Annotated in this window: 23 protein-coding genes; 9 read left to right on the forward strand and 14 right to left on the reverse strand. The window is 69.0% G+C overall.

What is annotated here, in order from left to right; genetic code table 11:
* Nucleotides 1-34: 34 nt before the first annotated feature.
* Nucleotides 35-841, reverse strand: a complete 807-nt coding sequence (locus tag ODE13_RS01530) for a hypothetical protein (protein WP_322477680.1) — start codon at nt 839-841, stop codon at nt 35-37.
* A 132-nt stretch (nt 842-973) separates the two neighbouring features.
* Here ODE13_RS01530 and ODE13_RS01535 point away from each other — a divergent pair, with 132 nt between their 5' ends.
* Nucleotides 974-3049: a S9 family peptidase gene (locus ODE13_RS01535; RefSeq protein WP_322477681.1), complete on the forward strand. Its 2076-nt coding sequence runs from the start codon at nt 974-976 to the stop codon at nt 3047-3049.
* A 37-nt stretch (nt 3050-3086) separates the two neighbouring features.
* Here the strand turns inward: ODE13_RS01535 and ODE13_RS01540 are convergent, their stop codons facing one another.
* A complete protein-coding gene (locus tag ODE13_RS01540) occupies nt 3087-3416 on the reverse strand; it encodes an acylphosphatase (protein ID WP_322477682.1) in 330 nt (109 codons plus the stop codon).
* A 56-nt stretch (nt 3417-3472) separates the two neighbouring features.
* Between ODE13_RS01540 and ODE13_RS01545 the strand changes: the two genes are divergently transcribed.
* Nucleotides 3473-4267, forward strand: coding sequence for a PTS sugar transporter subunit IIA (locus tag ODE13_RS01545; RefSeq protein WP_322477683.1), 795 nt, complete (start codon nt 3473-3475; stop codon nt 4265-4267).
* Between the two features lie 55 nt (nt 4268-4322).
* Nucleotides 4323-5867: a PTS ascorbate transporter subunit IIC gene (locus ODE13_RS01550; protein WP_322477684.1), complete on the forward strand. Its 1545-nt coding sequence runs from the start codon at nt 4323-4325 to the stop codon at nt 5865-5867.
* Nucleotides 5868-5876: 9 nt separating this feature from the next.
* On the opposite strand, the gene ODE13_RS01555 is transcribed toward ODE13_RS01550, so the two are convergent.
* Nucleotides 5877-7064, reverse strand: a complete 1188-nt coding sequence (locus ODE13_RS01555) for an amidohydrolase (RefSeq protein ID WP_322477685.1) — start codon at nt 7062-7064, stop codon at nt 5877-5879.
* 160 nt (nt 7065-7224) lie between these two features.
* Between ODE13_RS01555 and thpD the strand changes: the two genes are divergently transcribed.
* Nucleotides 7225-8127, forward strand: coding sequence for an ectoine hydroxylase (thpD, locus tag ODE13_RS01560; RefSeq protein WP_322477686.1), 903 nt, complete (start codon nt 7225-7227; stop codon nt 8125-8127).
* Between the two features lie 49 nt (nt 8128-8176).
* On the opposite strand, the gene ODE13_RS01565 is transcribed toward thpD, so the two are convergent.
* From ODE13_RS01565 to infC, 5 genes are all read right to left on the reverse strand, one after another.
* Complete coding sequence (locus ODE13_RS01565; RefSeq protein ID WP_322477687.1) at nt 8177-8482, reverse strand: RNHCP domain-containing protein; 306 nt, start codon at nt 8480-8482, stop codon at nt 8177-8179.
* Nucleotides 8479-9474, reverse strand: coding sequence for an RNA methyltransferase (locus tag ODE13_RS01570; RefSeq protein ID WP_322477688.1), 996 nt, complete (start codon nt 9472-9474; stop codon nt 8479-8481). The genes ODE13_RS01565 and ODE13_RS01570 overlap by 4 nt, the downstream gene beginning before the upstream one ends.
* A gap of 128 nt (nt 9475-9602) precedes the next feature.
* Complete coding sequence (rplT, locus tag ODE13_RS01575; protein WP_322477689.1) at nt 9603-9986, reverse strand: 50S ribosomal protein L20; 384 nt, start codon at nt 9984-9986, stop codon at nt 9603-9605.
* Between the two features lie 110 nt (nt 9987-10096).
* Nucleotides 10097-10291, reverse strand: coding sequence for a 50S ribosomal protein L35 (gene rpmI, locus ODE13_RS01580; RefSeq protein WP_070159257.1), 195 nt, complete (start codon nt 10289-10291; stop codon nt 10097-10099).
* 439 nt (nt 10292-10730) lie between these two features.
* Complete coding sequence (gene infC / locus ODE13_RS01585) at nt 10731-11537, reverse strand: translation initiation factor IF-3 (RefSeq protein ID WP_416210504.1); 807 nt, start codon at nt 11535-11537, stop codon at nt 10731-10733.
* 27 nt (nt 11538-11564) lie between these two features.
* On the opposite strand from infC, the gene ODE13_RS01590 reads away from it, so the two are divergent.
* On the forward strand, nt 11565-11972 hold the full coding sequence (locus ODE13_RS01590; protein WP_322477690.1) for a DUF1844 domain-containing protein: 408 nt from the start codon (nt 11565-11567) through the stop codon (nt 11970-11972).
* 21 nt (nt 11973-11993) lie between these two features.
* Here the strand turns inward: ODE13_RS01590 and ODE13_RS01595 are convergent, their stop codons facing one another.
* The gene (locus ODE13_RS01595; protein WP_322477691.1) at nt 11994-12449 is read right to left on the reverse strand and encodes a hypothetical protein; all 456 of its coding nucleotides are present in this window, start codon (nt 12447-12449) and stop codon (nt 11994-11996) included.
* A gap of 449 nt (nt 12450-12898) precedes the next feature.
* Between ODE13_RS01595 and ODE13_RS01600 the strand changes: the two genes are divergently transcribed.
* Nucleotides 12899-13147, forward strand: coding sequence for a WhiB family transcriptional regulator (locus ODE13_RS01600; protein ID WP_179542255.1), 249 nt, complete (start codon nt 12899-12901; stop codon nt 13145-13147).
* A gap of 148 nt (nt 13148-13295) precedes the next feature.
* Here ODE13_RS01600 and ODE13_RS01605 read toward each other — a convergent pair whose 3' ends face one another.
* The 4 genes from ODE13_RS01605 to ODE13_RS01620 form a co-directional block, all read right to left on the reverse strand.
* Nucleotides 13296-14825 carry a sensor histidine kinase gene (locus ODE13_RS01605; RefSeq protein WP_322477692.1) on the reverse strand — a complete coding sequence of 510 codons (1530 nt, stop codon included), beginning with the start codon at nt 14823-14825 and terminating at the stop codon, nt 13296-13298.
* A 3-nt stretch (nt 14826-14828) separates the two neighbouring features.
* Entirely contained in the window at nt 14829-19646 is a 4818-nt protein-coding gene (locus tag ODE13_RS01610) for an NAD-glutamate dehydrogenase (RefSeq protein ID WP_322477693.1), read from the reverse strand.
* 75 nt (nt 19647-19721) lie between these two features.
* Nucleotides 19722-21134 carry an AAA family ATPase gene (locus ODE13_RS01615; RefSeq protein WP_322477694.1) on the reverse strand — a complete coding sequence of 471 codons (1413 nt, stop codon included), beginning with the start codon at nt 21132-21134 and terminating at the stop codon, nt 19722-19724.
* 113 nt (nt 21135-21247) lie between these two features.
* The gene (locus ODE13_RS01620; RefSeq protein WP_322477695.1) at nt 21248-22027 is read right to left on the reverse strand and encodes a hypothetical protein; all 780 of its coding nucleotides are present in this window, start codon (nt 22025-22027) and stop codon (nt 21248-21250) included.
* Between the two features lie 296 nt (nt 22028-22323).
* Between ODE13_RS01620 and ODE13_RS01625 the strand changes: the two genes are divergently transcribed.
* Nucleotides 22324-22560 (forward strand): helix-turn-helix domain-containing protein, encoded by a 237-nt coding sequence (locus ODE13_RS01625; RefSeq protein ID WP_322477696.1) that lies wholly within the window; start codon nt 22324-22326, stop codon nt 22558-22560.
* Nucleotides 22561-22606: 46 nt separating this feature from the next.
* On the opposite strand, the gene ODE13_RS01630 is transcribed toward ODE13_RS01625, so the two are convergent.
* Nucleotides 22607-23170 carry a hypothetical protein gene (locus tag ODE13_RS01630; protein ID WP_322477697.1) on the reverse strand — a complete coding sequence of 188 codons (564 nt, stop codon included), beginning with the start codon at nt 23168-23170 and terminating at the stop codon, nt 22607-22609.
* 217 nt (nt 23171-23387) lie between these two features.
* Here ODE13_RS01630 and ODE13_RS01635 point away from each other — a divergent pair, with 217 nt between their 5' ends.
* Together ODE13_RS01635 and ODE13_RS01640 are read left to right on the forward strand one after the other, a co-directional pair.
* A complete protein-coding gene (locus ODE13_RS01635) occupies nt 23388-24461 on the forward strand; it encodes a hypothetical protein (protein WP_322477698.1) in 1074 nt (357 codons plus the stop codon).
* A gap of 75 nt (nt 24462-24536) precedes the next feature.
* Nucleotides 24537-25208, forward strand: a complete 672-nt coding sequence (locus ODE13_RS01640) for an Rv3235 family protein (RefSeq protein ID WP_322477699.1) — start codon at nt 24537-24539, stop codon at nt 25206-25208.
* Nucleotides 25209-25227 lie beyond the last annotated feature (19 nt).

The raw sequence follows: 25227 nt of genomic DNA on the forward strand, positions 1-25227 counted from the left end.
GGACAGAAGACGCCGGCGCCAGACAGGGACCGCATCAGGCCTGATGGATCGTCAGGCGCCGCCCGTCGGGGTCCCGCACGGTCAGCGCGGGCCCCGGCCCCTCGACCCGCTCCGCCGGATACCCGGCGGCGGTGAGCCGTGCGGCCAGCTCAGGGATCCCTTCGGTGGTCAGGAAGCCCAGGTCCACCCGCGCGCTGCGCCCCGCCGGGTTGCTCTTCTCCGACGGCCGGTCGAGGGCGGACACAGGTTGCTCGTCGTCCGACGCGTGCAGTCCGATGATCCCGCTCGGGGCGTTCGGCACGGCGATGGGGAGCCAGTCCCCAGCGGCGGCACCGGGTGCAGGCACGTACCCGAGGTGGGCGAAGAAGGCGACGTCCGCCTGGAGGGCGTGGCTGCTGCGCACCGCCACCACGGTGAGCCCCGGTGTCAGGGGACTCTCGAGGAGCTCGCGCTGCCGGTGGTGGCCGGCGTCCTCGGTGAACCAGATGCCCTCCCCGTGCGGGCCGGTCACTCCGGCGTGGCGACCTCGGCGCGCGTCCCACCACATGCTTCTCAACCCGTCCTCCTGCAGTCGGCCGGCGGTGTGCCGCGCATCCTCGGCCAGGAACACCAGCCGCGTCTCCCCGTGGGACGCACCGGCCACCGCGGCATCGTCCGGGTCGAGCGCATGCACCGCGATCAGTCCTGCCGCTGCGGCGAGCACCCCGAAGGAGTCTCCGTGCTGGGCGAATCGTGGCCGCATCCCCAGCGTCTGCAGGAAGTCGACCATCGCCTCGGGGCGTGCGCTGAAACGATGCGGGCACAACGGGTGCGCAGGGATGCCGTCGCCGTGGTCCATCATGGTGGGCTCTCCTCCTCGTGGTGCTCCCCCTGGCCCGGAGCCCGATATCGCGCCACCAGGGGCCTTCTGGACGACTCACGGACAGTTGCGCAATGCAACAGTGAGGGGCTGCTCCGGTGATACAAAGTTCCCATGACCGACGGCGCAGCAGAAGACCTCCACGACCTCGACCACCACATGGCCTTCCCGCGACTGGCCGGCCTGACCATGAGTCCCGACGGCTCCCGGCTCGTCACCACCGTGACCACGCTCGACGAGAAGCGCACCGGCTACGTCACCGCGCTCTGGGAGGTAGACCCTTCGGGTGCACGGGCCGCCCGCCGGCTGACCCGGAGCGCCGCGGGAGAGGGCGGTCCTACCTTCTCCGCCTCCGGGGACCTCTGGTTCACGTCGTGCCGGCCGGGAGAGACCGGCGAATCCGACGACACCGCTCTGTGGCGCCTCCCCGCAGAGGGCGGCGAGGCCACTGTGGTGAACCGTCGACCCGGCGGCATCAACCAGGTGATCTGCGCACGATCGGCCGATGTCACCGTGGTCACCGCTCCGCTGCTGCCGGGGGCCTCCGACGAGAGTCAGCACGCCGTCCTGCATGGGGCACGCACGGACGGATCGGTCACCGCGATCCTCCATGACTCCTATCCCGTCCGCTCCTGGGACCACGACCTCGGACCTGCCCGTTCCGCCCTGTTCACGGTGGACGAGCAGGAGTCTCCAGAGCAACTGCTGCCGCGCACCGAGGATGGGCTCCCCCGCAGGCTGCGCCACGTCACAGAGGGCCTGGGCAGCCGATTCGGCGGGGACGTCACGCTCAGTCCCGACGGCACCCGGGCGCTGATCTCGGTGCATGTGCCAGAGCCCGATGCCGACCGGCGCACCGCGCTCGCCCTGGTGGACCTGGTCTCCGGCGAGCGCAGGATGATCGCCGACGACCCCGACCACGACCACGCACCGGGCCCCTTCAGCCCTGACGGTCGCAGGGCGGTGGTGACGGTCACCCGGCGACCCGTCCCGAGCCGGGCCCTCGAGTCGAGACTGCATCTGCTGGACCTGGAGACCGGAGGGCTCTCCCCCACGGCTGACGCCGATCTGTGGCTCACCGCCTTCGACTGGCTGCCCGACGGATCCGGTGTCATCGCCGTCGCCGATGCCGACGGCCGGGGGCCGCTGTTCCGGGTCGATGTCACCGACGGTGCCGTCAGCCAGCTCACCCATGACGACGCCACCTACTCCGCCGCCGTCGTCTCCCCGGACGGCGCCGCCGTGTTGGGGGTGCGAAGCAGCTACGCCCACCCCTCCGAGGTGGTGCGGGTCGAGCTGGACGAGGGCTCGGTGACCCGGCTGAGGAACCCCGTCCGACGCCCGGAGCTCCCCGGCACACTGACCGAGGTGGAGACCCACGCCGAGGACGGGGTGCGAGTGCGCGCCTGGCTGGCGCTTCCCGAGGGCGCGAGCCCGGAGGACCCGGCCCCGCTGCTGCTGTGGATCCACGGGGGCCCGCTGAGCTCGTGGAACCAGTGGTCCTGGCGGTGGAACCCGTGGCTGATGGTGGCACGGGGGTACGCGGTGCTGCTGCCGGACCCTGCGCTGTCCACCGGCTACGGCCAGGAGTTCATCCAGCGCGGCTGGAACTCCTGGGGAGAGGCACCCTTCACCGACCTGATGGCGATCACCGATGCCGCCGAAGCTCGGCCGGACATCGACCAGACCCGCACGGCCGCCATGGGAGGCTCCTTCGGCGGGTATATGGCCAACTGGGTGGCCGGGCACACCGACCGCTTCTCCGCGATCGTCACCCATGCCTCGCTGTGGGCGCTGGACCAGTTCGGGCCCACCACGGACGCCTCCTTCTTCTGGCGCAGGCAGATCGACACGGCCATGGAGCAGAACCACTCCCCGCATCGATTCGTGGAGGACATCGTCACCCCGATGCTGGTGATCCACGGGGACAAGGACTACCGGGTGCCGATCGGCGAGGGTCTGCGCCTCTGGTACGAGCTGCTGGAGAAGTCCGGCCTGCCGGCCGACGCGGAGGGGAACACCGTTCACCGGTTCCTGCACTTCCCGCAGGAGAACCACTGGATCCTCACCCCGCACCACGCGAAGATCTGGTACGAGGTGGTCCTCGGCTTCCTGGCGGAGCACGTGCTGGGCGAGAGTCGGGACCTGCCTGCGGAGCTCGGGCTGACTCCTCCGACCCAGGACGACTGAGACGACTGAGACGCCGGAACAGCCTCCGACGCCTGATTCAGCGCCGGATCTCGAAGCCCGAGGCCGGCAGCGAAGCCAGCTCCTCGTCGGTGGCGCCACGTTCGTCCACATGGTCCACGCGCGCCTTCTCCGGGCCGCGGTGGCACCAGCGGATCAAGGCGTCCACCGCCGGCCCCTGGCCCCCGATGAGGACCTCGACGGCGCCCTGGTCGGTGTTGCGCACCCAGCCGGTGAGACTGAGGTCCTCGGCCTCGGACTGCGTGGAGGCACGGAAGAACACCCCCTGTACCCGGCCGCGGACACGCAGCAGCCGTCCGGTGGTGCAGCCACGGGAGGGGGCCGGTCGATCTGCGGACTCATCTGCCATAGCACCAGTGAACCAGGCGGGTCCGGGATCCACCAGCCGGTGATACTGTGCCCCGTATGTCATCCCTCTCCGAGCTGCTGACACCTGCCGGAATGCGCCTGGACGTGGACGTCCCCGACTGGCGCGAGGCCCTCCGCACCGCCGGCGCCCTCCTGGAGTCCCAGGGCATCGCCGATCACGACTACACCCAGGCCATGATCACCTCTGTGGAGGAGAAGGGCCCCTACATCGTGGTGGCCCCGGGGTTCGCCTTCGCCCATGCGCGGCCCAGCGAGGGTGTGGCCCGCACCGGGCTGGCCTGGCTGCGCCTGGCCACGCCCGTCTCCTTCGGCCACGAGACCAACGATCCGGTGACCCTGGTGGTCGCACTCGCCGCCGTCGACTCCACTGCCCACACCCGTGCCATGGCCCAGCTGGCCCGGACCGTGGGCGACCCCGCCACCCGGAAGCAGTTGGACGCGGCGACCTCCGCAGAGGAGGTCATGGGCCTGCTCGGCGCCGAGCCGCCGCCCGAGGCCGCACCCCCGGCGCCGGATGACGAGCCCCGCGCAGCCTCAGCCCCCGGGCGGCACCTCATCCTCACCGTCTGCGGCAACGGCCTCGGCACCTCCCTCTTCCTGAAGAACACCCTGGAGCAGGTCCTCGACACGTGGGGCTGGTCCCCCTTCCTCACGGTCGAGGCCACCGACACGATCTCTGCGCGGGGTCGTGCCTCCGAGTCGGTCGCCATCCTGACCTCCGGGGAGATCGCCCGCACTCTGGGAGACGTCGGGGTCCCGGTGCGGGTGGTGGAGAACTTCACCAGCACCGTCGAGCTCGACGCCGCCCTGCGCGACCTCTACGACGTCTGACGCCGCTGCCGGCGCCTCCTCCTCCCCGATCGCTCCCTGACGGAAGGACCGTCCCATGGACTGGCTCGTCGCCGCCTCCCTGTTTCTCGTCAACGAGATCCTCAGCGTCCCCGCCTACCTGATCGGCATCATCACCGCCGTCGGGCTCCTCGCCCTGCGGCGATCAGCCGGCCAGGTGATCGGCGGGGCGCTGAAGGCCACGCTGGGCTTCCTGCTCATCGGCGCCGGTGCCACGCTCGTCGTCGCCTCCCTGGATCCGCTGGGCGTGATGATCCAGGGCGCCACCGGCGCCCATGGGGTGATCCCCACCAACGAGGCCATCGTCGGCATCGCCCAGGAGCACCACGGATCCCAGGTGGCCTGGCTGATGATCCTCGGATTCGCCGTCTCCCTGGTGCTGGCCCGGCTCACTCCCCTGCGCTACGTGTTCCTCACCGGCCATCACATCCTGTTCATGGCCACCCTGCTGACCATCGTGCTGGCCACCGCCGGCTACTCCGGCACCGTCACCGTGCTGGTCGGCGGCGCCCTGCTGGGCATCCTGATGGTGTCGCTGCCCGCCCTGGCCCATCCGTGGACCCGGCGCATCACCGGGGACGACAGCATCGCCATCGGGCACTTCGGCACGGCAGGCTACGTCGCCGCCGGCGCGGCGGGCCGCCTGGTCGGCGGGCGCAGGAGCCGATCCACCGAGGAGCTCCGGCTGCCGGAGTCCCTGCGCTTCCTGCGAGACTCGATGGTCGCCACCGCACTGTCCATGGTGCTGATGTACGTGGTGATCGCGGCCATCTACGTCGCACGCGAGGGCGAGACCGCCTACGAGGCGTTCGACGGCGGCGCAGAGAATCTGGGCAACTTCATGATGCAGGCAGTCACCCAGGGCCTGCAGTTCGGGATCGCCGTGGCGGTGATCCTCTTCGGCGTGCGCACCATCCTCGGGGAGATCGTCCCCGCGTTCCAGGGCATCGCCGCCCGACTGGTGCCCGGGGCCATCCCCGCCCTGGACGCACCGATCGTCTTCCCCTACGCGCAGAACGCCGTGCTGGTGGGCTTCATCTCCAGCTTCATCGGCGGCCTGCTCGGCCTGGCGACACTGTCCCTGTGGCTGAACCCTGCTCTGGGGCTCGCCCTCATCCTGCCCGGGCTGGTGCCGCACTTCTTCACCGGAGGCGCGGCCGGGGTCTACGGCAACGCCACCGGCGGACGCCGGGGCGCGGTGGCCGGCGGGTTCGTCAACGGCCTGCTCATCACCTTTCTGCCGGCGGGGCTGCTGCTGGTCCTCGGCGATCTCGCCGAGGCCAACACGACCTTCGGCGACACTGACTTCGGCTGGTTCGGCATCCTGATCGGCTACGGGGCCTCGATCGGATCCTGGGGCGGGCTGATCGTCGTCGGCGCCCTGGGGCTGCTGGTGCTCGCCTCCGCCATCCTGGTGCAGAAGAAGGTCGTCGACGTCGGCTGGGACCCTTCACCGCACCGGCTGGCCCCTGCGCGTGCCGACGGGGGAGAGACGGACTCTCCTGCTCCGGCGGACGCCGCCGGCCGTCAGCCCAGGATCAGCCCGCCGCGCGGGGCACCGGCCCCGCCGCCCCGCCCCTGAGCGGGGTGCTCACCAGCGCTCGAGCACCGAGCCGGTGCGGGTCTCCTGGTCGTAGGCGTAGACCTCGAGACCGTCGATCCAGGTGCGCAGCACCCGGTTCCGAGTGTCCAGCGGATCGCCTGACCACAGCACGAGATCGGCGTCCTTGTCGACCTCCAGGGACCCGATCCGCTCAGCCACGCCCAGCACCTGAGCGGGGTTGATGGTGACGGCCCTCAGCGCCTCCGACGGCTCCATCCCCTCGCGGACGGCCAGGGCCGCCTGGTGCATGAGGAAGTCGATCGGCACCACCGGGTGGTCGGTGATGAGGGAGACCTTCACCCCGGCGGCGGCGAGGATCCCCGGCGCGGTCGGGGTGCGGTGGCGCACCTCCACCTTGCTCCGTGAGACGATCAGCGGCCCGTAGAGCACCGGGATGCCCCGCTCAGCGATGACATCGACCAGCTTGTGGGACTCCGTGCCGTGGTCGAGGACCAGCTCGTAGCCGAACTCGTCGGCCAGCCTGATCGCAGTGGCGATGTCGTCAGCGCGATGACAGTGCTGCCGCCACGGGATCTCTCGGTCCAGCACCTGCACCAACGCCTCAGAGACCAGGTCCACCGGGCGATCCTCCACCGGCTTCTCCGCCCAGCCACGCGCCTCCGCGAAGGCCTTGCGCATGGTGAGCGCGACACCGAGACGGGTGTTCGGCGTCTTGTTCTGCTCTCCGTAGACCCGCTTCGGGTTCTCACCCAACGCCGCCTTCAGCCCGGAGGGCGAGCGCAGCACCATCTCGTCGACGATCCGGCCATGGGTCTTGATCGCCACGGCCAACCCGCCGATGGGGTTGGCGGAGCCCGGGTTGACGTTGACACTGGTGACCCCGCCCGCCAGGGCATCGTCGAACCCGACCTCTGTCGGGTTGATGGCGTCCACCGCACGGGCGGCGGCGGTGACCGGGTCGGTGGTCTCGTTGACGTCCGCGCCGGCCCAGCCCTCCCCCTCCTCGTGGACCCCGAGATGGACATGGGCGTCCACGAGGCCGGGCAGCACCCAGCGGCCCGCGGCCTCGATGAGCTCGTGCCCCTCGGGTGCCTCGACGTCCGGTCCCAGGGCGGCGATCTTCCCGTCGGTGACCACCAGGGTCCCGGCGAAAGGCTCCCCGGTGACAGGCACGATGTGCGCACCCGCGATAGCATAGTTTCGTTGTGCAACCATAAAGGGAACCCTAGCGCATCTGCGGTTGCAGTCCTCAACTGAGCTGCTAGGGTCCGAAGTGGCGGCGTCGGAGCCTCCACACCGGCCGGCGCCGCGCCTGCCGCACCTCATGCCGGGGCGCGGCGTGCACGGAACGTCCCCCGATGAAGGAGGTCTTCACATGACGACCACCGTCCCCGACGTGACGGACCAGTACCCCACCCGCCAGGATGAGGCACCCCGGGTGATCCCGCGCCAGGATCCGGTGGTGCAGGGCACCGCCGAGCAGGGCCCCCTGGACGCCGAGGCGCTGCGCGGATTCGATGAGCGGGGCTATCTGACCATCGAGAAGCTGATCAGCGACGAGGAGCTGCGGCTCTTCCGCGAGGAGCTCCACCGAATGGCGCACGACCCCACGGTGAAGGCCGATGAGCGGACCGTCGTCGAGGCGAAGTCCCAGGAGGTCCGGTCGATCTTCGACATCCACCGCTCCAATGAGGTGTTCCGGAGGATCGCCGAGGACCCGCGTGTGGTGGAGCGGGCCCGTCAGATCCTCGGGTCCGAGGTCTACATCCACCAGAGCCGGATCAACTACAAGCCCGGCTTCGTGGGCAAGGACTTCACGTGGCACTCGGACTTCGAGACCTGGCACGCTGAGGACGGGATGCCCGCCCCGCGGGCGGTGAGCATCTCGATCTCGCTGACCGACAACTACTCCTTCAACGGGCCGCTGATGATCATGCCCGGCTCCCATAAGCACTACATCAGTGCGGCGGGCGGCACTCCGGAGGACAACTTCAAGCAGTCCCTCGTCATGCAGGGCGCCGGAGTGCCCGATCCCGACACTCTGACGGAGTTCGCCGACCGCTTCGGCATCGATGTCCTCGAAGGGCCCGCGGGAGGCGCGATCATGTTCGACTCGAACTGCATGCACGCCTCCAACGGCAATGTGACGCCCTACTCCCGGTCCAACGTGTTCATCGTCTACAACTCGGTGGAGAACACCCCGGTGGAGCCGTTCGCGGCACCGGCGCCGCGTCCCGAGTTCCTCGGCAGCCGAGACTTCACCCCGGTCGGCGGCTGACACGCCTCGAACTGAGCTCGGGTCACCGGAGTCACCGGAGTCACCGGAGTCACCGAGGACGCTGGAGGGCGATGACGGCGTCCATGTCGTCATCCGGGGCCAGCCGGTTGCGGTCGACGCCGCCGCAGGCGGAGCATCGATGGATCAGGATGAAGCCCTTCTTTCCCGAGTGGTCGACCCCGATCGGCACCATCACCGCACCGCAGTCGGCGCCCCGGTCACCGGGCGTGAGGTCCACATGCCGTGAATGCAGGCAGAACGGACAGTGGTTGCGGTAGCTGCCCCCGGACTGCGGGCTGACCTGACGGCCGCAGTGTCCGCAGATGAAGCCGGTGTTCTCCGCGGCGCGACTCATCGGCCGGTCGGGACGGACCCCGGGATGGATCCTGATGCTCGGTCATGACGTGCCATGGCGGAGGCATAGAGGCACACCGTCGCCGCCGTGGCGACGTTGAGCGACTCAGCCTGACCATAGAGCGGTATGGAGACTCGGACGTCTGCCAGCGCCTGATGCTCGGCGGAGAGACCGTGGGCCTCGTTGCCGAGCAGCCACAGAGTCGGGGCTGCCGGATGCTCGAGGTCCGGCAGACTGGCCTCTCCTCCAGCGTCAGCGGCGAGGACCTGCAGTCCCGCCGCGCGGGCGGCGTCGACGAGTCGCTGCGGGTCGACCCCGGCGACCAGCGGCAGGTGAAAGTGCGATCCGGCGGCCGAGCGCACCACTTTGGGCGCCCAGGGGTCCGCACTGCCCGGGATGAGGACGACGGCGGCAGCCCCGGCGGCGTCCGCCGTCCGGATGATGGTGCCCACGTTGCCAGGGTCCTGCAGACTCAGCAGGCCGGCGACGAGCCCGGCAGGCTGGGGACCCGTCCCTGCCGCATCGGCCGCGCCGAGCAGGACGTCCACAGGGTCGCCTGCGCCCTCGCCGCCGCGTGTCTCCGGGATCCGGCACACGGCGAGCACTCCCTGGGAGGTCTCCGTGTCTCCCATGGCGGCGAGCACCTCTGCGGTGGCCTCTCGTAGGAAGAAACGGGCCTCCCGAGGCAGGGTGGACTGCGGGTCGTACAGCTCTCCGCGGGCCTGGTCCAGCAGCGCCTGCACGTCCGGGTGGGAGGCCAGCGCCTCGGCGTCGAAGTAGAGGGCATCCAGCGTGGGCAGGCCGGCAGCCGTGCTCTCCGGGCCCGCCCCCTGCTCCCAGTGGCGCAACCACAGGGCCAGGGCCTCGCGCACCGGCTGGGGCCCTTCAGCGAGGAAGAGCCGCTGCCGGCGTCGACCGGCGCGGGTGGCCAGGGCTGCGACCTTCTTGACCCGGTCCGCCCGGGGGTTGCTCAGCACCTCGGGATCAGTCATGGCTGCCATTCTTCCTCACTGGGTCTGTGTTCACGGGCCGACGGCGGTCGACGGCCCGCACGACGACGGCGCCCGTCCCTGGGGTCCAGGGACGGGCGCCGTCGTGAATCGGTGTCAGCCGATCAGGCTCAGGCGGCCTTCTTGGCGTTGACGTCCTGCGGCAGGGCCTTGCGCGCGACGTCGACCAGGACCTCGAAGGCCTTGGCGTCAGTGACGGCCAGCTCTGCCAGCATGCGGCGGTCGACCTCCACCTCAGCGGCCTTCAGGCCCTGGATGAAGCGGTTGTAGGTCAGACCGTGTGCGCGGGATGCGGCGTTGATGCGCTGGATCCACAGGCGACGGAAGTCGCCCTTGCGCTTCTTGCGGTGCTGGTAGTTGTAGGTGTAGCTGTGCAGCAGCTGCTCTTTGGCCTTGCGGTAGAGGCGGGAGCGCTGACCGCGGTAGCCGGAGGCCCGCTCGAGGACCTTGCGGCGCTTCTTGTGGGCGTTGACCGCCCTCTTCACTCGTGCCACGTGAAATCTCCTTGTGCAGTAAGTCTTCTGGTGTTCATGCGCCGGTGCCGTGCAGTGTTCGCCGGTCCGGGCGCTCGATCATCGGCGTCGAGGTCCTGAGAGCAGGACGCTCAGATGCCCAGCATCCGCTTGATGCGCTTCTCGTCGGCCTTGGTGACGATGCGGTCACCGGCCAGACGGCGCGTCAGGCGGGAAGACTTGTGCTCCAGGTAGTGGCGACGGTTCGCCTGCTGGCGCTTGATCTTGCCGGAGCCGGTCAGCTTGAACCGCTTCTTGGCCCCGGAGTGGGTCTTCATCTTCGGCATGGTGCCGTTCTCCTTAGTTCGTGCGGACCTACAACGCCTTCAGTGCACGGCACGGATCCCACGGATCAGCTCCGAGAGACTCCGCCGTGCGGCGGCGCAGAGGTGGGGCCGATCGGCATCATGGTCTCCGAGCCCCGGCTGAATTCGCCGTGGACGAGGACTCCATGGGCCTCGGCCCCCTTGTCATAGGAACGACCGGATGCGGTGCGCAGTGCGCGGGCGGCATCCTGCCGTGAACCCGAAGATCCATTCTACGCCATGTGGCGCCCCACGGCATGTCGGGCATGGGACAGCCCTCCGTCCCACGTCAGCGGGATGGAGGGCTGCTCCGGCAGATCTGTCGACGGCGTCAGCGGTCCTCAGCAGGACGAGGACGCCGACAGAGCCTGTCCTCGGCACGGCACGCGTGACGTGGCCGCCTCAGAACAGGTCAGGATGTTCAGAGGTTCTTCAGCTCGTCCGGCAGGTAGTCCGCCATGGAGTTGGACAGCGGCTGGGCGTCCTGCTTCTCCGTGGAGACACGCTCCTGGTTCTTCCGGGCGCGGCGGGTCGGGGTGCCCTTCGGCTCCGCCTCCGCGGCCTCCACAGCGGCCTCAGCGGCCTCCTGCTTCTTCACCTCGGCCTTGGTCTTCAACGGGCCGATGACCATCACCATGTGACGGCCGTCCTGGCGCGGGGAGGACTCGACCGAACCCAGATCCTCCACGTCCTCGGAGAAGCGCTGAAGGAGCCGCACGCCCATCTCAGGGCGCTGCTGCTCACGACCACGGAACTGGATCATGGCCTTGACCTTGTCACCGGCGGCGAGGAACCGACGGGCACGGCCGACCTTGGTCTCATAGTCGTGATCATCGATCTTGAGGCGGAAACGCACCTCTTTGAGAATGGTGGTGGTCTGGTTCTTCCGAGACTCACGAGCCTTGACGGCAGCCTCGTACTTCCACTTGCCGAAGTCCATCAGCTTGCAGACGGGAGGCTTCGCGCTGGGCGCGACCTCGACCAGGTCCAGACCCGCCTCGGAGGCCAGCCTCTGGGCGTCCTCGATCCTGACGATGCCGACCTGCTCCCCCTGCGGGCCGACGAGGCGGACTTCCGGAACTCGGATCCGTTCATTGATACGTGGTTCGCTGATCTGTCTAGCTCCTGTTGTGATGACGATGGCGAGTGGGCGTCGTCGGCATAGAGCCCCGCATGCGGGGTGCGAGATGACGCCCGCTTCGGCGCTCAGTGCACGCGTCGCGCGCACACCGAGACATATGACAAGCTTACCAGCATGCAGAGTGAGCAGAAGAACCACCCCGACGCCGACTCCCCCACCGAGGCGCCGGAGGCCGAGGACGTGAAACAGGCCGTGGACCAGCAGGCCCGGGACATCGCCGAGGTTCCGGCCGTGGAGCTGATCAACACCGTGGCGGTGCACCTGATGAGTGCCGCCGCCGTGAAGACCGGCCTGGCCGACGACCCGGAGGCGGAGGCCCTGAAGGACCTCGACGAGGCGCGGAAGCTGATCACCGCACTGGCCGGCCTGATCACCGCCGCGGCTCCCGAGGTGGGATCCACCCACGCCGCTCCCCTGCGCGACGGGCTGCGCTCCCTGCAGCTTGCGTTCCGGGAGGAGTCCCTGGTACCAGACGCCCCGGGCAAGGGCCCGGGCGAGAAGTGGACCGGCCCGGTCAACTGACCACTCGGCCCGCCGGCCGGCTCAGGACGTGGCGTCGAGCCAGTCCCGAGTCGGCTGGACGAAGGCCAGCAGCATCGCCAGCGCCGCAGGGACGACGAAGAGCAGTCCCACCTGCCACAGACCCCCGGCGAAGAAGCTGAACGAGAGCACCACGATCAGCAGCTGGAGGACCATCGCCGGCGTGCGCGCTCCGGCCGCCCCCATGAAGATGCGGAAGCCCAGCAGGATCAGGATGGCGCCGAAGAGCAGGTAGAGCACCAGCATGGCGATCATCCCCACCGTGTCGAGCACGGCGGACTCCGAGACGACGAATGAGGCGACGGTGTTGATGCCCAGGGCCAGCCCCTGCATCAACAGGATCAGAAAGATCACCCATACCGGCCAGGGGCGCGGGCGAGCCTGCGTGAACCGGCGCGGCCCCTGCGGGGCGTTGAAGTCCGGCTGGGGCGAGTCACGGGGCGAGTCCTTCTCGGGCATGCCCCCATTGAATCACCCTTCACTCAGCGCCGACCTCGACGCCTCGTGCCCGCCGCCGCGCCGCTCAGCCCTCTGGGACTTCACCGCGGCGCGAGGCACCCCACCCCGGGACGCCGATGCGAGGACCAACACCTCCGGATCCGCTCAGATCCACCTTTCTGCTGTGATCAATCCCACAGGGTTTCCGGCGCATTTCCGCCCTGCGAAGTCTTGTTTGCATCCCGTTAACGTGTCAGCCTTGAGCACGTACTTATTCGGGTCTGGCAGTCCTGTGACCCTGTCGGCGCAGATGCGCCGTCGCGGTCATCGTCCCGCACCGACAACTGAACTTCTGCCTCCCGGAGGCGGCACCGACTCCCCGGAGGCTTCCCTGCCTCGGGTCGAGGAAATGCCGCAGCACCCACCCGAGCAACAGCGGCCCGCAGCGGTCGCAAGGAGTAGTGATCCCCATGGATTGGCGCAGTCGAGCCACCTGCCTGGACAAGGACCCCGAGCTCTTCTTCCCCGTCGGCAACACCGGCCCAGCCCTGTTGCAGATCGAGGAGGCTAAGAGCGTCTGCCGCCGGTGCCCTGTGATGGACACCTGCCTCCAGTGGGCTCTGGAGACCGGTCAGGACGCCGGTGTCTGGGGTGGCATGAGCGAAGATGAGCGGCGGGCTCTCAAACGTCGTGCAGCCCGCGCACGCCGCGCATCATAGGCGACTGAGCCGGTTCCGGGGACGTCTGACCGGTCCTGACCTCGCGTCACGGCACCGCCTCGCCCCACCGGCCCACTGACTTCACGATGGCTGGTCAACGCCACACGGCGCGGGCCAGCCATCGTCGTGTCAGGCTGCCGGGGTGACGTCAGTGCTGGGTCCCCAGAATGGGGGCCCGGAGCATGACCTGTGTGCCAGACGGCTCGCCGTCGGGTCCCTGGCCCGGGCTCCATTCGATCACCCCGGAGAGCTCACCCCGTACCAGGGTTTTGACGATCTGCAGTCCGAGGCCCGGTTCCCAACCCTCTGCGGGCAGGCCGACTCCGTCATCGACAATCTCGAGCTCCAGCCGTTCCCGTCCGGCCGCATCCGCGGAACGCCTCACCGACATCTGCACCACGAGCTTCCGACCGGCCGGATCTGGTCCGAAACCATGCTCCACCGCGTTGGCCACGACCTCGGTGATCACCAGTGCCAACGGGGTGACCATGTCCGGTGACAGCTGACCGAAGCTGCCCGTCAGGCGTGTCTCCACTCGACGCTCCGACTGTGCCATCTCCGCGGCCAGGCGGAGCTGCCGACGCATGAGCTCGTCGACGTCGACGCTCTCCTCCAACCCTTTGGAGAGCGAATCATGGACCATGGCGATGGTCTCCACCCGGCGCATCGCCCGGCGCAGCCCTTCCCGTCCCTCCTGCGAGTCCATCCTGCGCGACTGCATGCGCAGCAGAGCCGAGACGGTCTGGAGGTTGTTCTTCACCCGGTGGTGGATCTCCTTGATCGTCGCATCCTTGCTCATCAGCTGCCGGTCACGACGACGCAGCTCCGTCACATCGCGGCACAGCACCAGCGCCGCGAACCGCTCGCCCTCCTTGTACAGGGGGATGGAACGCAGCGTCACCGCTGCGCCGTGGGCCTCGAGCTCCGCGCGCATGGCACGCCTGCCGGTGAGCAGCAGCGGCCGAGTCTCATCGACCACACCACCGGCGGCGCGCTCCAGCTCGGCACCGATACCCGCCAGAGAACGCCCCTCCAACGAGTCGGCCACCCCCAGCCGGGACAGCGCGGAGACGGCGTTCGGGCTGGCGAACGTGATCTTGCCCTCCACGTCCAGGCGCAGCAGCCCGTCCCCCACGCGCGGGGCGCCGCCGTAGGCGCTGAACTCCACATGGGTCTCCGGCCAGCGACCCTCACGGACCATGACCAGCAGGTCCGAGGCACAGCGCCGGTAGGTCAGCTCAAGCCGGGAGGGGGTCCGCAGTGTGGTGACCGAGAAGTGCAGGGTCATCACCGCCAGAGTCCTGCCTCCGCGGATCAGCGGGATCGCGGTCACACGCATCCGCGCGGGCGCAGGACGCCCCTCGTCCGAGGAGTTCGTCTCCACCTGGTAGCGCCAGGCCCGCTCCACCATGGGTTTGAGGTCCGCACGGATCCTGTCCCCGACGACGTCGCGGTGCACCACCGTCTGAGTGGTGGAGGGCCGCGCCTGGGCCAGTGCGATGTAGGAACGGCCCTCCGCCGTGACGAAACCCTCTGCGGTGTGGGGGAACCACAGCACCAGATCCGAGAAGGCCAGGTCCGAGAGCATCTGCCAGTCGGCCACCAGCGCGTGCAGCCAGTCGGCGTCACCCGGATGAAGATGCGGGTGACGGATCAGCGGATCCTCGAAGACGGCCACAGCTCAGCCTCCGATGAGACCGCGGAGATGCCGCAGCAGCACCGTCAGCGAGGCGATGTTGTCGGTCTTGAGCTGATCGACCTCCGCCACCAGCCGCTCCGCCCGACTGATCTTCGTCTCGTTCTCCCGCCGCCAGGCAGCCATGCGCTCGTCCGCAGATCCCGGCTCGGTCCGCTCCAACACTGAAGAGGTCACGTCCCGGATCGCGTGATACAACTCGTCGCGCTGGGCTCCGCGCGCCAGGGCCTGCCACTTGTCCTTCCGCGGCAGCCCGGTGATGCGTTCCAGCAGCGAGTCCGCGCTGAACTCCTCGTAGACCTTGTAGTAGATCGCGGCGACCTCGGTCGAGTCGACCCCGTGCTCCCGAGCCAGGTCCGCGACGTCGAGCAGCGAGAACGTCTCGAAGAGCTCGGCGACCCATCCGGCCAGGTCCTCCGGCATTCCGGCGGAGACCACCTCGGCCTTCTTCTCCACCACCCGAAGGTGGTCCTCGCCGCGCAGGTGCTCGGAGAGGTGGCCGTAGAGCGGGCGGATGTGCTCGGCGAGGAGCTCCACGTCCTCCTGCACGGAGGTTCCGCGCGGAGCATGGTTCACGCACCAGCGCACCGCCCGGTCCAGGAGCCGGCGCATGTCCAGGTAGGTCAGCGCCCACTCTTCCCGAGGGAAGCTCACCGGCAGGCTCCGCATCGCGGCGTCGAACTCGTCGAGACGGAAGAGCTCCCGCACCGTGGCGAAGGCACGCACCACCTGCGCCTCCGAGGCGAAGGTCTCCTCCATCGCGCGGAAGACGAACGTGGCTCCGCCCATGTTGATCACATCGTTGGCCAGCACGTTGGCGATGATCTCTCGATGAAGCGGGTGCCGCGGCAGCTCCGAGGCGAAGCGCGAGGTGATCTGTTGGGGGAAGTAGTCCTCCAGCAGAGAGGAGAACCAGTCATCATCTGGCAGCTCTGAGGCGACCAGGGCGCCCTTGAGCTGGATCTTCGCGTACGCCACGAGCACCGCCAGCTCCGGAGAGGTCAGCGGCTTGGCCGCGTCACGGCGCTCCTCCAGCTGCAGGTCGGTGGGCAGCACCTCCAGCTCGCGGTCCAGTCCTGCGGAGTCTTCGAGCCAGCCCATGAGCCGCTGGAAGCTGGGGGACCAGTCCCCCATCCGGTGGCGGTCCGTCATCAGCAGGATGTTCTGGTCCCGGTTGGTCTTCAGCACCAGCTCGGAGACGTCGTCGGTCATCTCGCGCAGCAGCTCGGTGCGTTCCTCCGACTGCAGGTGTCCCGAGGAGATCAGCTGGTCCACCAGGATCTTGATGTTGACCTCGTGGTCGGAGCAGTCGACGCCGGCAGAGTTGTCGATCGCATCAGTGTTGAGCCGGACACCCCCCTGGGCGGCCTCGACACGGCCGGCCTGGGTGAGCCCCAGGTTGCCACCCTCACCGACGACACGCACACGCAGCTCCCGACCATCAACGCGGATGCCGTTGTTGGCCCGGTCCCCGACCTCATCGTGGGTCTCCTGCGAGGCCTTGACGTAGGTGCCGATGCCCCCGTTGTAGAGGAGATCAACCGGTGCCTTCAGCAGCGCGTTGAGGAGCTCCGGCGGGGTCATGACCTCGACCTCGGCAGGAAGGTCGAAGCGGCGTCGCATCGGCTCGGTGATGGTGATGGTCTTCGCGGTCCGGGAGAACACCCCGCCGCCGTCGGAGATCAGCTCCTGGTCATAGGCGTCCCAGCCGGAGCGCCGGGCGGCGAAGAGCCGACTCCGCTCCTGGAAGGAAGCGGCGGAATCCGGGTCGGGGTCGATGAAGATGTGCAGGTGGTTGAACGCGGCGACCAGCCGGATGTGCTCGGAGAGCAGCATCCCGTTGCCGAAGACGTCGCCGGACATGTCACCGATGCCGATGACGGTGAAGTCCTCGGTCTGCGTGTCGTGACCCAGCTCGGAGAAATGCGTCTTGACCGACTCCCAGGCGCCGCGTGCGGTGATGCCCATGGCCTTGTGGTCATAGCCCACCGATCCGCCGGAGGCGAAGGCGTCCCCCAGCCAGTGCCCATACTCCGCAGAGACCTCGTTCGCGGTGTCGGAGAAGGTGGCGGTGCCCTTGTCGGCCGCGACCACCAGGTACGCGTCGTCGCCGTCGTGGCGGACCACGTCCTCGGGCGGGACGATCTGCATCTGCCCGTCCCGCTCCACCTGGTTGTCCGTGATGTCCAGCAGCGCACGGATGAAGACCTTGTAGGCCTCCCGGCCGGCTTCGAACCAGACGCCGCGGTCCTCGGCCGGATCCGGGAGCTGCTTCGCGTAGAAGCCGCCCTTCGCTCCGGAGGGGACGATGACTGCGTTCTTCACCATCTGTGCCTTCACCAGGCCAAGGACCTCGGTGCGGAAGTCCTCCTGACGGTCGGACCAGCGCAGCCCGCCGCGGGCGACCTTGTCGAAACGCAGGTGCACACCTTCGACCTCGGGAGAGTACACCCAGATCTCATGGGCGGGACGCGGCTGCGGTGCCGAGTCGATGCTGCCGGGGGTGAGCTTCATCGACAGCCAGTTCCGCCCCTGGTAGGCGTTGGTGCGCTGTGTGGAGTCGATCAGGTTCAGCAGGGTGGAGAGCACACGATCGGCGTCCAGGGTGCGCACGGTCTCGAGGGTCTGGACCACCCGCTGCCGGGTCTCGGCCATCAGCTCGTGCCGGTCGCCCTCCAGGTGGGGGGCGAACCGCGCCTCGAAGTAGGCCACCAGCGCCACCGACACCTCGGGGTTCTGCAGCAGCGCCTCGGCCAGGAACGCGTAGGAATGGGCGGACCCCAGCTGGCGCATGTACTTCGCATACGCCCGCAGCACGGTGACCTTGCGGATGGACAGCCCCAGGCGCAGCACCAGTCGGGAGAAGATGTCCGACTCGGCGGTGCCCACCAGCACGTGGCTGTAGGCCTCCTTGAGCAGGTCGATCGTGGTGTGCGGATCGACGCCGGTCGGGTAGCACAGACCGAGATCGTAGAGGTAGAAGTTCGTGCCGTCTTCACAGGTGAGCGTGTACGAACGCTCGTCCAGGATCGAGAGGCCAAAGTCATCGACGGTCGGCAGGGTGTCGGTCAGCGTCTTGGGCTCGGTGAGGTAGAGCTTCAGCCGCATATGCGCGGGATCATCGCCGCGCGGCGGGTAGAACTGCATGCGCGGTCCGTCCTGCGGATGGCGCTCCAGGGTCTCGAACTGCGTGATGTCGGCCAGCGCGTCGGAGACTTCGTAGAGCACCCGGTAGTCCTCCGGGAACGCCTCGCCCCAGCGGCGGGCCACGTCCTCAGCCCGTCGGCCGGAATACCGTTCAGCGGCCTCCTGGGAGATCCCCTCCGACCAGGACCGCACTGCCCCGGCCAGACGCCGCTCCAGCTCGTCGACGCCCACCTGCAGCTCCGCGGCGTCCTCCCCCAGGCGAAGCCGGAAGAAGACCCGGGCCAGCACCGACTCGGTGAGCCACACCGTAAAGTCGATGGACTCGGCATCGATATGGCGCAGCAGCTCCTGCTCCACGCGCTGACGCACTGCCGTGTTGTAGCGGTCCCTGGGCAGGAAGAGCAGGGCCGTCATGAACCGCCCGTAGTGATCCTCGCGCAGGAACAGCTTCACCCGACGGCGCTCCTGCAGCTGCAGGATCTGCCAGGCGGTCTCCTCGATCTCCTCGATGTCCATCTGCAGCAGCTCATTGCGCGGATAGGTCTCGAGGATCTGCATCAGGTCCGACCCCGAATGCGAGTTCGGGCTGAAGCCCGACCGGTCCAGCAGCTGGCGCGCCCGCGACCGCAGCAGCGGGATGTTCTGGATGGACTGGGTGTAGGCACGCTGGCTGAACAGGCCGACGAAGCGACGCTCGCCGCGCACAGTGCCGTCGGGACCGAAGGTCTTCACCGCGACGTAGTCCATGTAGGTGCGGCGCCGCACCGTGGAGCGGGAGTTGGCCTTGGTGATCACGAGCGCACGACGCTCTCGGGCCCGAGCCCGGCCCGCCTCGGAGAGCTCGGTGGTGCGGTGCAGGGTGCCCTTCCCACGGTTGTGCGTGAGGATGCCCAGTCCGGTCTCGATCACCGGCTCCAGGTGCACCGAGCCGTCGGTGTGCTCGTCGAGCTCGTATTCGCGATAGCCCAGGAACAGGAAGTTGCCGTCGGCCATCCAGTCGAGCAGGTCAGCAGACTCCTGGGACTCATGGAGCCCTTCGGCCTCGCGCAGCAGCCCGGCGGCGCCACGGGCCTTGCCGATCATGCGGTTCTGGTCGCGGTGGCTGACCTTGACGTCGTCGACCACGCTGTAGAGGCCCTTCACCAGGGATTCCGCCCGCTCGGCGGGCAGCACTCGATCCAGCTCCACGGCGATCCAGGACTCGACGTCAGTGTGCTGATCGGGGTCAGCCAGCACGGAGAGGTCCGGCAGGGTCTGGGTGTCTCCGGAGGACAGCCCTCGCTGAGGTGCGGGGACGGAGCGCACGCCGAGCACCTCACGGCCCTCCAGGCTCCGGCTGACCAGGAAGATCGGATGGACCACCAGAGACATGGCGTGGCCCTGGCGAGAGATCTCCGCGGTGACGGAGTCGACGAGATGAGGCATGTCATCAGTCACGACCAGGGCGATGCTGCGCCCCCCGACGGTGACGACGTCGGCCTGGGGCGAGGAGTCCGTACGACGCCGGGCGACCTCCAGGTGGCGGGTCACCCGCTCTCGCTGATGCTCCGAGCTGACGGACCACAGATCCTCTGGAGCGATATGCGCGTAATACGCACTCTCCAGGTTCTTGAGATCAGCGTCATCACGGGTCCAGAGGGACTTCTCACCGGCCATGTGCACTCACTCTTTCTGGGTCTTCGATGCCCCATCCATGGGCCGGACCACGGTGTCCGGCCTTGCTGTGCCAGCCTATCGTCTCAGACGCCTCCGACGACGCGTCGGCAGATCAGCCCCGGCGAGTTCCGCCACAGCGCGTCGCAGGGCCGACTGGGGCGCCGACTCAGCGAGCACACGGCCGGTGAGCAGGGCATCGTCGCAGGCAGCACGGTCCCAGGGCAGGAAGATCTCCAGAGGCTCCTCGGAGCCGAATCGTCTCCAGGCCTCACGGAGCTGGTCCTCTGGGGCTCGCCCCACTGCCTCGCGCCGGGTCTGGTTGATCAGCACCAGAGGCCGGGGCGCCTGGGGCACGTTGAGCCGCAGATCGTCCAGCCCCTTGATCAGCCGGGGGAAGGAGACGGGATCCGGTGCTCCGACGGCCAGCAGCGTGTGCGCCTCCTCCACTGCGACGACGGTGGCGGCGTTCCGCTGCGGGGCACGGGTGTCGAACGTCAGCTCCTCGTCCTGCTCGGTGGGTGCTGCCACATCGACGATCACATGGTCGAAGTCCCTGTCAGCGAGCTGCAGCACCTGGCGCAGGGCCCCTTCGCGCAGCTCGGGCCAGCGGTCGGCTCGCGGGAGCCCGGTGAGCATACGCAGACGGCTGCCGCTGATGTCCACCACCGTGGCCGCCCGGCGCAGACGCGCAGAGTCCAGCCGACCCAGGTCGGCCTGCCGACATGCCTGCGCCAGACCGGCGGATTCCTCCAGCAGTCCCAGATGGGCGGCCACGGAGGAGGCCACCGTGTCGGCATCGATGAGCAGCACGTGCGCGCCGGTGAGCGCCAGCTCGGCGGCGAGGTTCACCGCCAGTGTGGTGCGGCCTGGGCTGCCGGGAGCACCCCACACGGTGGTGATCCCGGCGATCCTGGTCTCCCCCGGTGCGATCGGGCGAACGTCGGCACGGCTCACCGACGAGTCGTCGGATTCGAGCTCTGCATCCCTGTCTGCATCCTGGTCTGCATCCCCGTCTGCATCGTGCTCTGAGCCCCCGTCAGCGTCCCGGTCAGAGCCCCAGTCAGGAACGTCCGAAAGGTCCGGAGACTCCTGCTGCCCGGTCGATCGAAGCAGGTCGGCCAGTTCGTCGTCCAGCGGATCGGCACCTGCGGCCGGTGGACCAGCATCGGAGTCGGAGACAGCCTGGGGATCGGCTGCCGGCAGGACCCCGGCGCAGTCCCCAGATGCCACCCCGGGGACTGACTCCACCGTCAGCTCATCGGGCACCGGGCGCCCACGGAGGGCATCGACCAGGACTTCGACGTCGACGTCGTCGGGAAGTGCCAGCGCGCCCAGATTCCTCAGGCGCGTGCGCTCCACGGCGACGTCGGAGACCACGACGACGACGATCCCGGGCTCGGTGAGCTCGGTGAGCAGCGAACCGGTGAGCGCATCCGTCTGCCCGATGATCAGCGCGGCGTCTGCCCAGCCCGCACGTGCCGCCGCCATGAGCTCAGCAAGGTCAGCACAGCGGCGGTCGATCGTGACTGGTCCATGGATTCGCTCCACCGCAGCGATATGGTCGTGATGGAGATGACCAGCTGTGATGACCGAGCAGCGTCTCACGAGCCCTCCCCGTCGCGCTCGAGGTCCCCTTCGGCGTCCTGGTCGGAGGAGTGCTCCAGGTCGTCGTCGGTGTCCTCGTCGGAACTCTCCTCGGCATCGCGGGGGGCCTCCGCACCGGCGGGCACCAGCGACAGGGTCGCGGCGGAGCTGCGCGCGGCCAAGACGCTGGGCAGGTCCTCCGGATCGACCAGCAGCTCCACCGTGACCGCGGACTGGGCTCCGAAGGTTGAGGTGGACTCGGTGACCGCGGAGACCTCGGCGGTCTCCACGATCTGTTCCACCGGAGTCTCGGCGTCCGCGCCGACCGTCCCGCCGAAGGCCGCCCAGAGATCCACGGTGCGGCCGGGCTCCACCGCCCGGGCCAGCGCCTCGTCGACCTCCAGGGTGACGGCCTGGCGACCCAGCGGATCCGTGGTGCCCACTGCCCGCAGCGGGACCAGCTCCCCCTCGTCCACAACCGTGACGAACTGCAGGTCCGACCGCGGTTCGCGCTCAGCGCTGAGGTAGAGCTCGGCGACCTCGTCGAGCCGCACGTCCACCACACGCAGGTTCGCGATGTCGACGGGCTCCCCCACGGCCAGGGTGCGATCGGCCGCATAGACGGGGACGGTGCGGTCTTGCGCGGCGACCAGGGCCACGACTCCGGCCACCGAGGCGACTACGATCAGCACCCCGACGATGAGGCGGGGGTCCTTCCAGCTCGGTCGCCGCAGTCGCTCGGCAGTGTCCTCAGTGGCGCGTGCCGCCGTCGCTGCGTCGTGCGTCTCAGCCGTCATGCATACCCCTCGATGTCCGTTCCGTGCGTGAGATGCCCGGGGTGTCCCCCTCAGGACCACCCCGACACCGCATCAGAGTAACCGACAGGCCAGGCCTGCGTCGTTGCTTGACGCAACCTGTGGACAATGCCACCAGCTGTGGACAAACAGCTCCGAATCGTCTCCGCTGTGAGAGAATCGGCCCTATTGGGACTGCAATGCACTGAACCCTATGACTGCCTGGACCTCGGCCCCGATCACGTGCTCGTGGCATCCAGCAGGTCGAGCAGACCGACCAGACCGACCGGAGGGAATCGATGCGGCGCTTCCTCACGTTGCCCGACGTCGCCGAAGTGCTGAACATCTCGATGGACCAGGCACGCAGCCTGGTGCGCAGCGGCGACCTCGAGGCCATCCAGGTCGGCGGCCGCGGACAGTGGCGGATCGAAGAGGCGAAGCTGGACGAGTACATCGAACGCCAGTACGAAGTCCAGCGCCAGGCGCGCCGCGAGCGCGGACGCACCACCCACTCGTCATCCCAGCCCTCATCCTGAAGCACACTCCAGCACCCGCCGCCGACCTGGACGCTGCCTCCGCTGATCAGCTGGGCGGATGCGCTTCGGCCCTGATCTCCGTCATCGCGGCGAACGGCACCGTGCGCACGCCCTGAGCACGACGCAGGCGCGGGACCTCTCCGGCGATGGTTCGGGCGACCTCGCAGTGGTCGCGCCCCACGTTCACCAGCAGCCCGTGGACGAGGACCCCGCCCTCGGCGCCACGGATCTCGACGACGGCACGGTCCCGCGTCATTCCCCTCAGGACCATAGAGAGCCCCATCCGCCGGCGCACATGACTGTGCTCATGCGCCGCGCGCCGCAGCAGCCCCTCCACCGACTGCACGGCCTGCAGCGGCACGACGATGCCCTGATGCCCCTCGCTGCCGGCGATCCAGTCCTCCCCCACGGCGTCCAGGCGCATCTCCACAAGGCGCTCCCCCGGAAGGGCCACGGTCACCATCGCCCCGATCTGCGCACGCAGACGGTCCACCAGGCCCACCGCCGCCTGCTCGAAGCGCGTGGCCTCCGCGATGTCCCGCTCGAGCTCAGCCGAAGCCTCGGCATCCCACCGAGCCTCCATGTCCGCGAACAATGCCTCCCACCGCATCCCGACCCCTCTCGCCTCTGATCCTCGACATCCTGCCAGCCGCCGCGGCAACACACTACCCAATCACCACTCATCCGTGTAGCATCCAATACTAGCAAATCACATCAAATCGCATCATCACATGATGAATAGCTTCATCCACACATCTTGCGGCGCACGCCGCAGCCCACGAGGTCCCAAACTCAGGGGCGTCGTCGAGCAGACATCAGGAGGGGCCATGAGCACGACCACACCGGAACGGCGACGGGATCGACGGCGTGGAAGGGGGAATCCCACAGACCGGGCGACCCGGCGACAGCCGACGCGGAGCTCCGCAGTCTCGCCCCGGACCGCCCGATCGCGCACCATCCGCCGAGACCCCGGCCTCGACGTGCCGCAGCCGGCCGATCAGCGGCAGGACGCAGTGCTGTCCCTGCTGAGCATCGCCGTCGGGCCGGTGCTGCTCATCTGCGGTGCCGCCATCCTGGACGTGCCCGTCGGTTCCCTGCTCTCCTCAGCGGCACCATCAGTGGTGCAGGAGCACCTCCCCCGGCTCGACTCCGGGCTGCGCGAGGCCGAACACGTCGTCGGCCTCGGTGCCGCCGGCCTGGGCCTTCTGCTGAGTGCGGCCGCGCTTCTCGGTGCCGTCGCGTCGACGATCCTCGTGATCCTGGCGCGTCTCGGACGGCTCGATGCCGGCCCGGCGCGGAACATCTTGGAACGCCTGTCCCCGGGGTTCATGAGGCGCACAGTGGTGCTCACCCTGGCCGCGCAGCTGGCGGTGACCGGCGCAGGTGCGGTGACGACGCTGCACCACCACTCCACTCCGAGCGGCACTGGGGGATCCAGCTCGATCAGCTCGATCAGCACCGACGACCGAGCCGTGGAGGAGACACGATCTGCAGCCTCGGGTCCGGCGGACCTGCTGCTGCCCCTCTCCGCCGCCGAGGATCCCCCGGACGAGACCGCCCAGAGCGCAACGCCTGGGCCCGGCCCAGTCGAGGAGCACCCGCCTGCCGCCGAGGAGGACCCGATGAGCCCGCTGTTCACCCCAGACCCGCCCGCACCCGAGGCGGACCGCCATCAGGGCGCAGAGACCCGTGAGCGGTCCGACGCGGAGGTGACCGTCCGCGCCGGGGACAGCCTGTGGGACATCGCTGCCGAGCAGCTGGGCCCTCAGGCCACGGACTGGGAGATCGCCGAGCTCTGGCCCCAGTGGTACGAGGCGAATCGAGAGGCTATCGGCGGTGACCCCGGCCATCTGCTGCCCGGCACGGTGCTGACTCCACCGGAGCACGATCAGTCCGCGTGACGTCCGCCTGCGGGCTCCACCGACATGCCCGCATCACCCCACCCCGCTGCACCGCAGCGAAGAGAGGACCTGAGCATGACCGCCCCCATCCCAGAGCAGCACCTGGAGGCCACCGCGCAGTCAGCGAGCCGAGAGCAGACCGGCGCGCAGACCACCACTCGGATCGACTCTCTGGAACCGCTGATCAGGCTGGACGCCAGGGTGCGCCGAGATCCCGAGGCCAGCTGGACGAGACCTCCGATGCGACGTCCGAACACCTTCCGCCTGCAGCGGGAGGACGAGGTGCAGCGACTGATGAACCGCGCGGGCTCCGACGGCGTCTCGGTGAACGCCACGGCCGGAGGGGATCGCCGACGGCCCACAGAACTGGCCTCACTGCGCGAGGAACGAAGACAGGTCATCGCAGTGTCCCGGCTCATCTGCCAGGCCGCGATGGAGACGCTGGCCGGGGTACGACCGGTCCAGCAGCTGCGCCGCTGGCTCGATCCCCTCGTCTACGCCAAGGTGCAGGAACGCAGCGTGCTGCTCGAGCACACACGGCGACTGACCCGCGGCCACGAGAACCCCTCTCGAGAGACGACGACGCCCCCACGCCTCAGCCTGCGTCGCATCCGGACCCACTCCGTCGAGGCAGGGGTATGGGAGGTCTCGGTGATCTTCAGCGAGGAGACCCGCACCCGGGCCTGCGCGATGCGAGTGGAGGCGCACCGAGGCAGGTGGCGGGCCGTCGCCCTCGAGCTGGGCTGACACCGCCCCGACCCGCCGG

It is taken from the genome of Nesterenkonia sp. HG001, from assembly GCF_034438835.1.
GTDB classification, from domain to species: Bacteria; Actinomycetota; Actinomycetes; order Actinomycetales; family Micrococcaceae; genus Nesterenkonia; species Nesterenkonia xinjiangensis.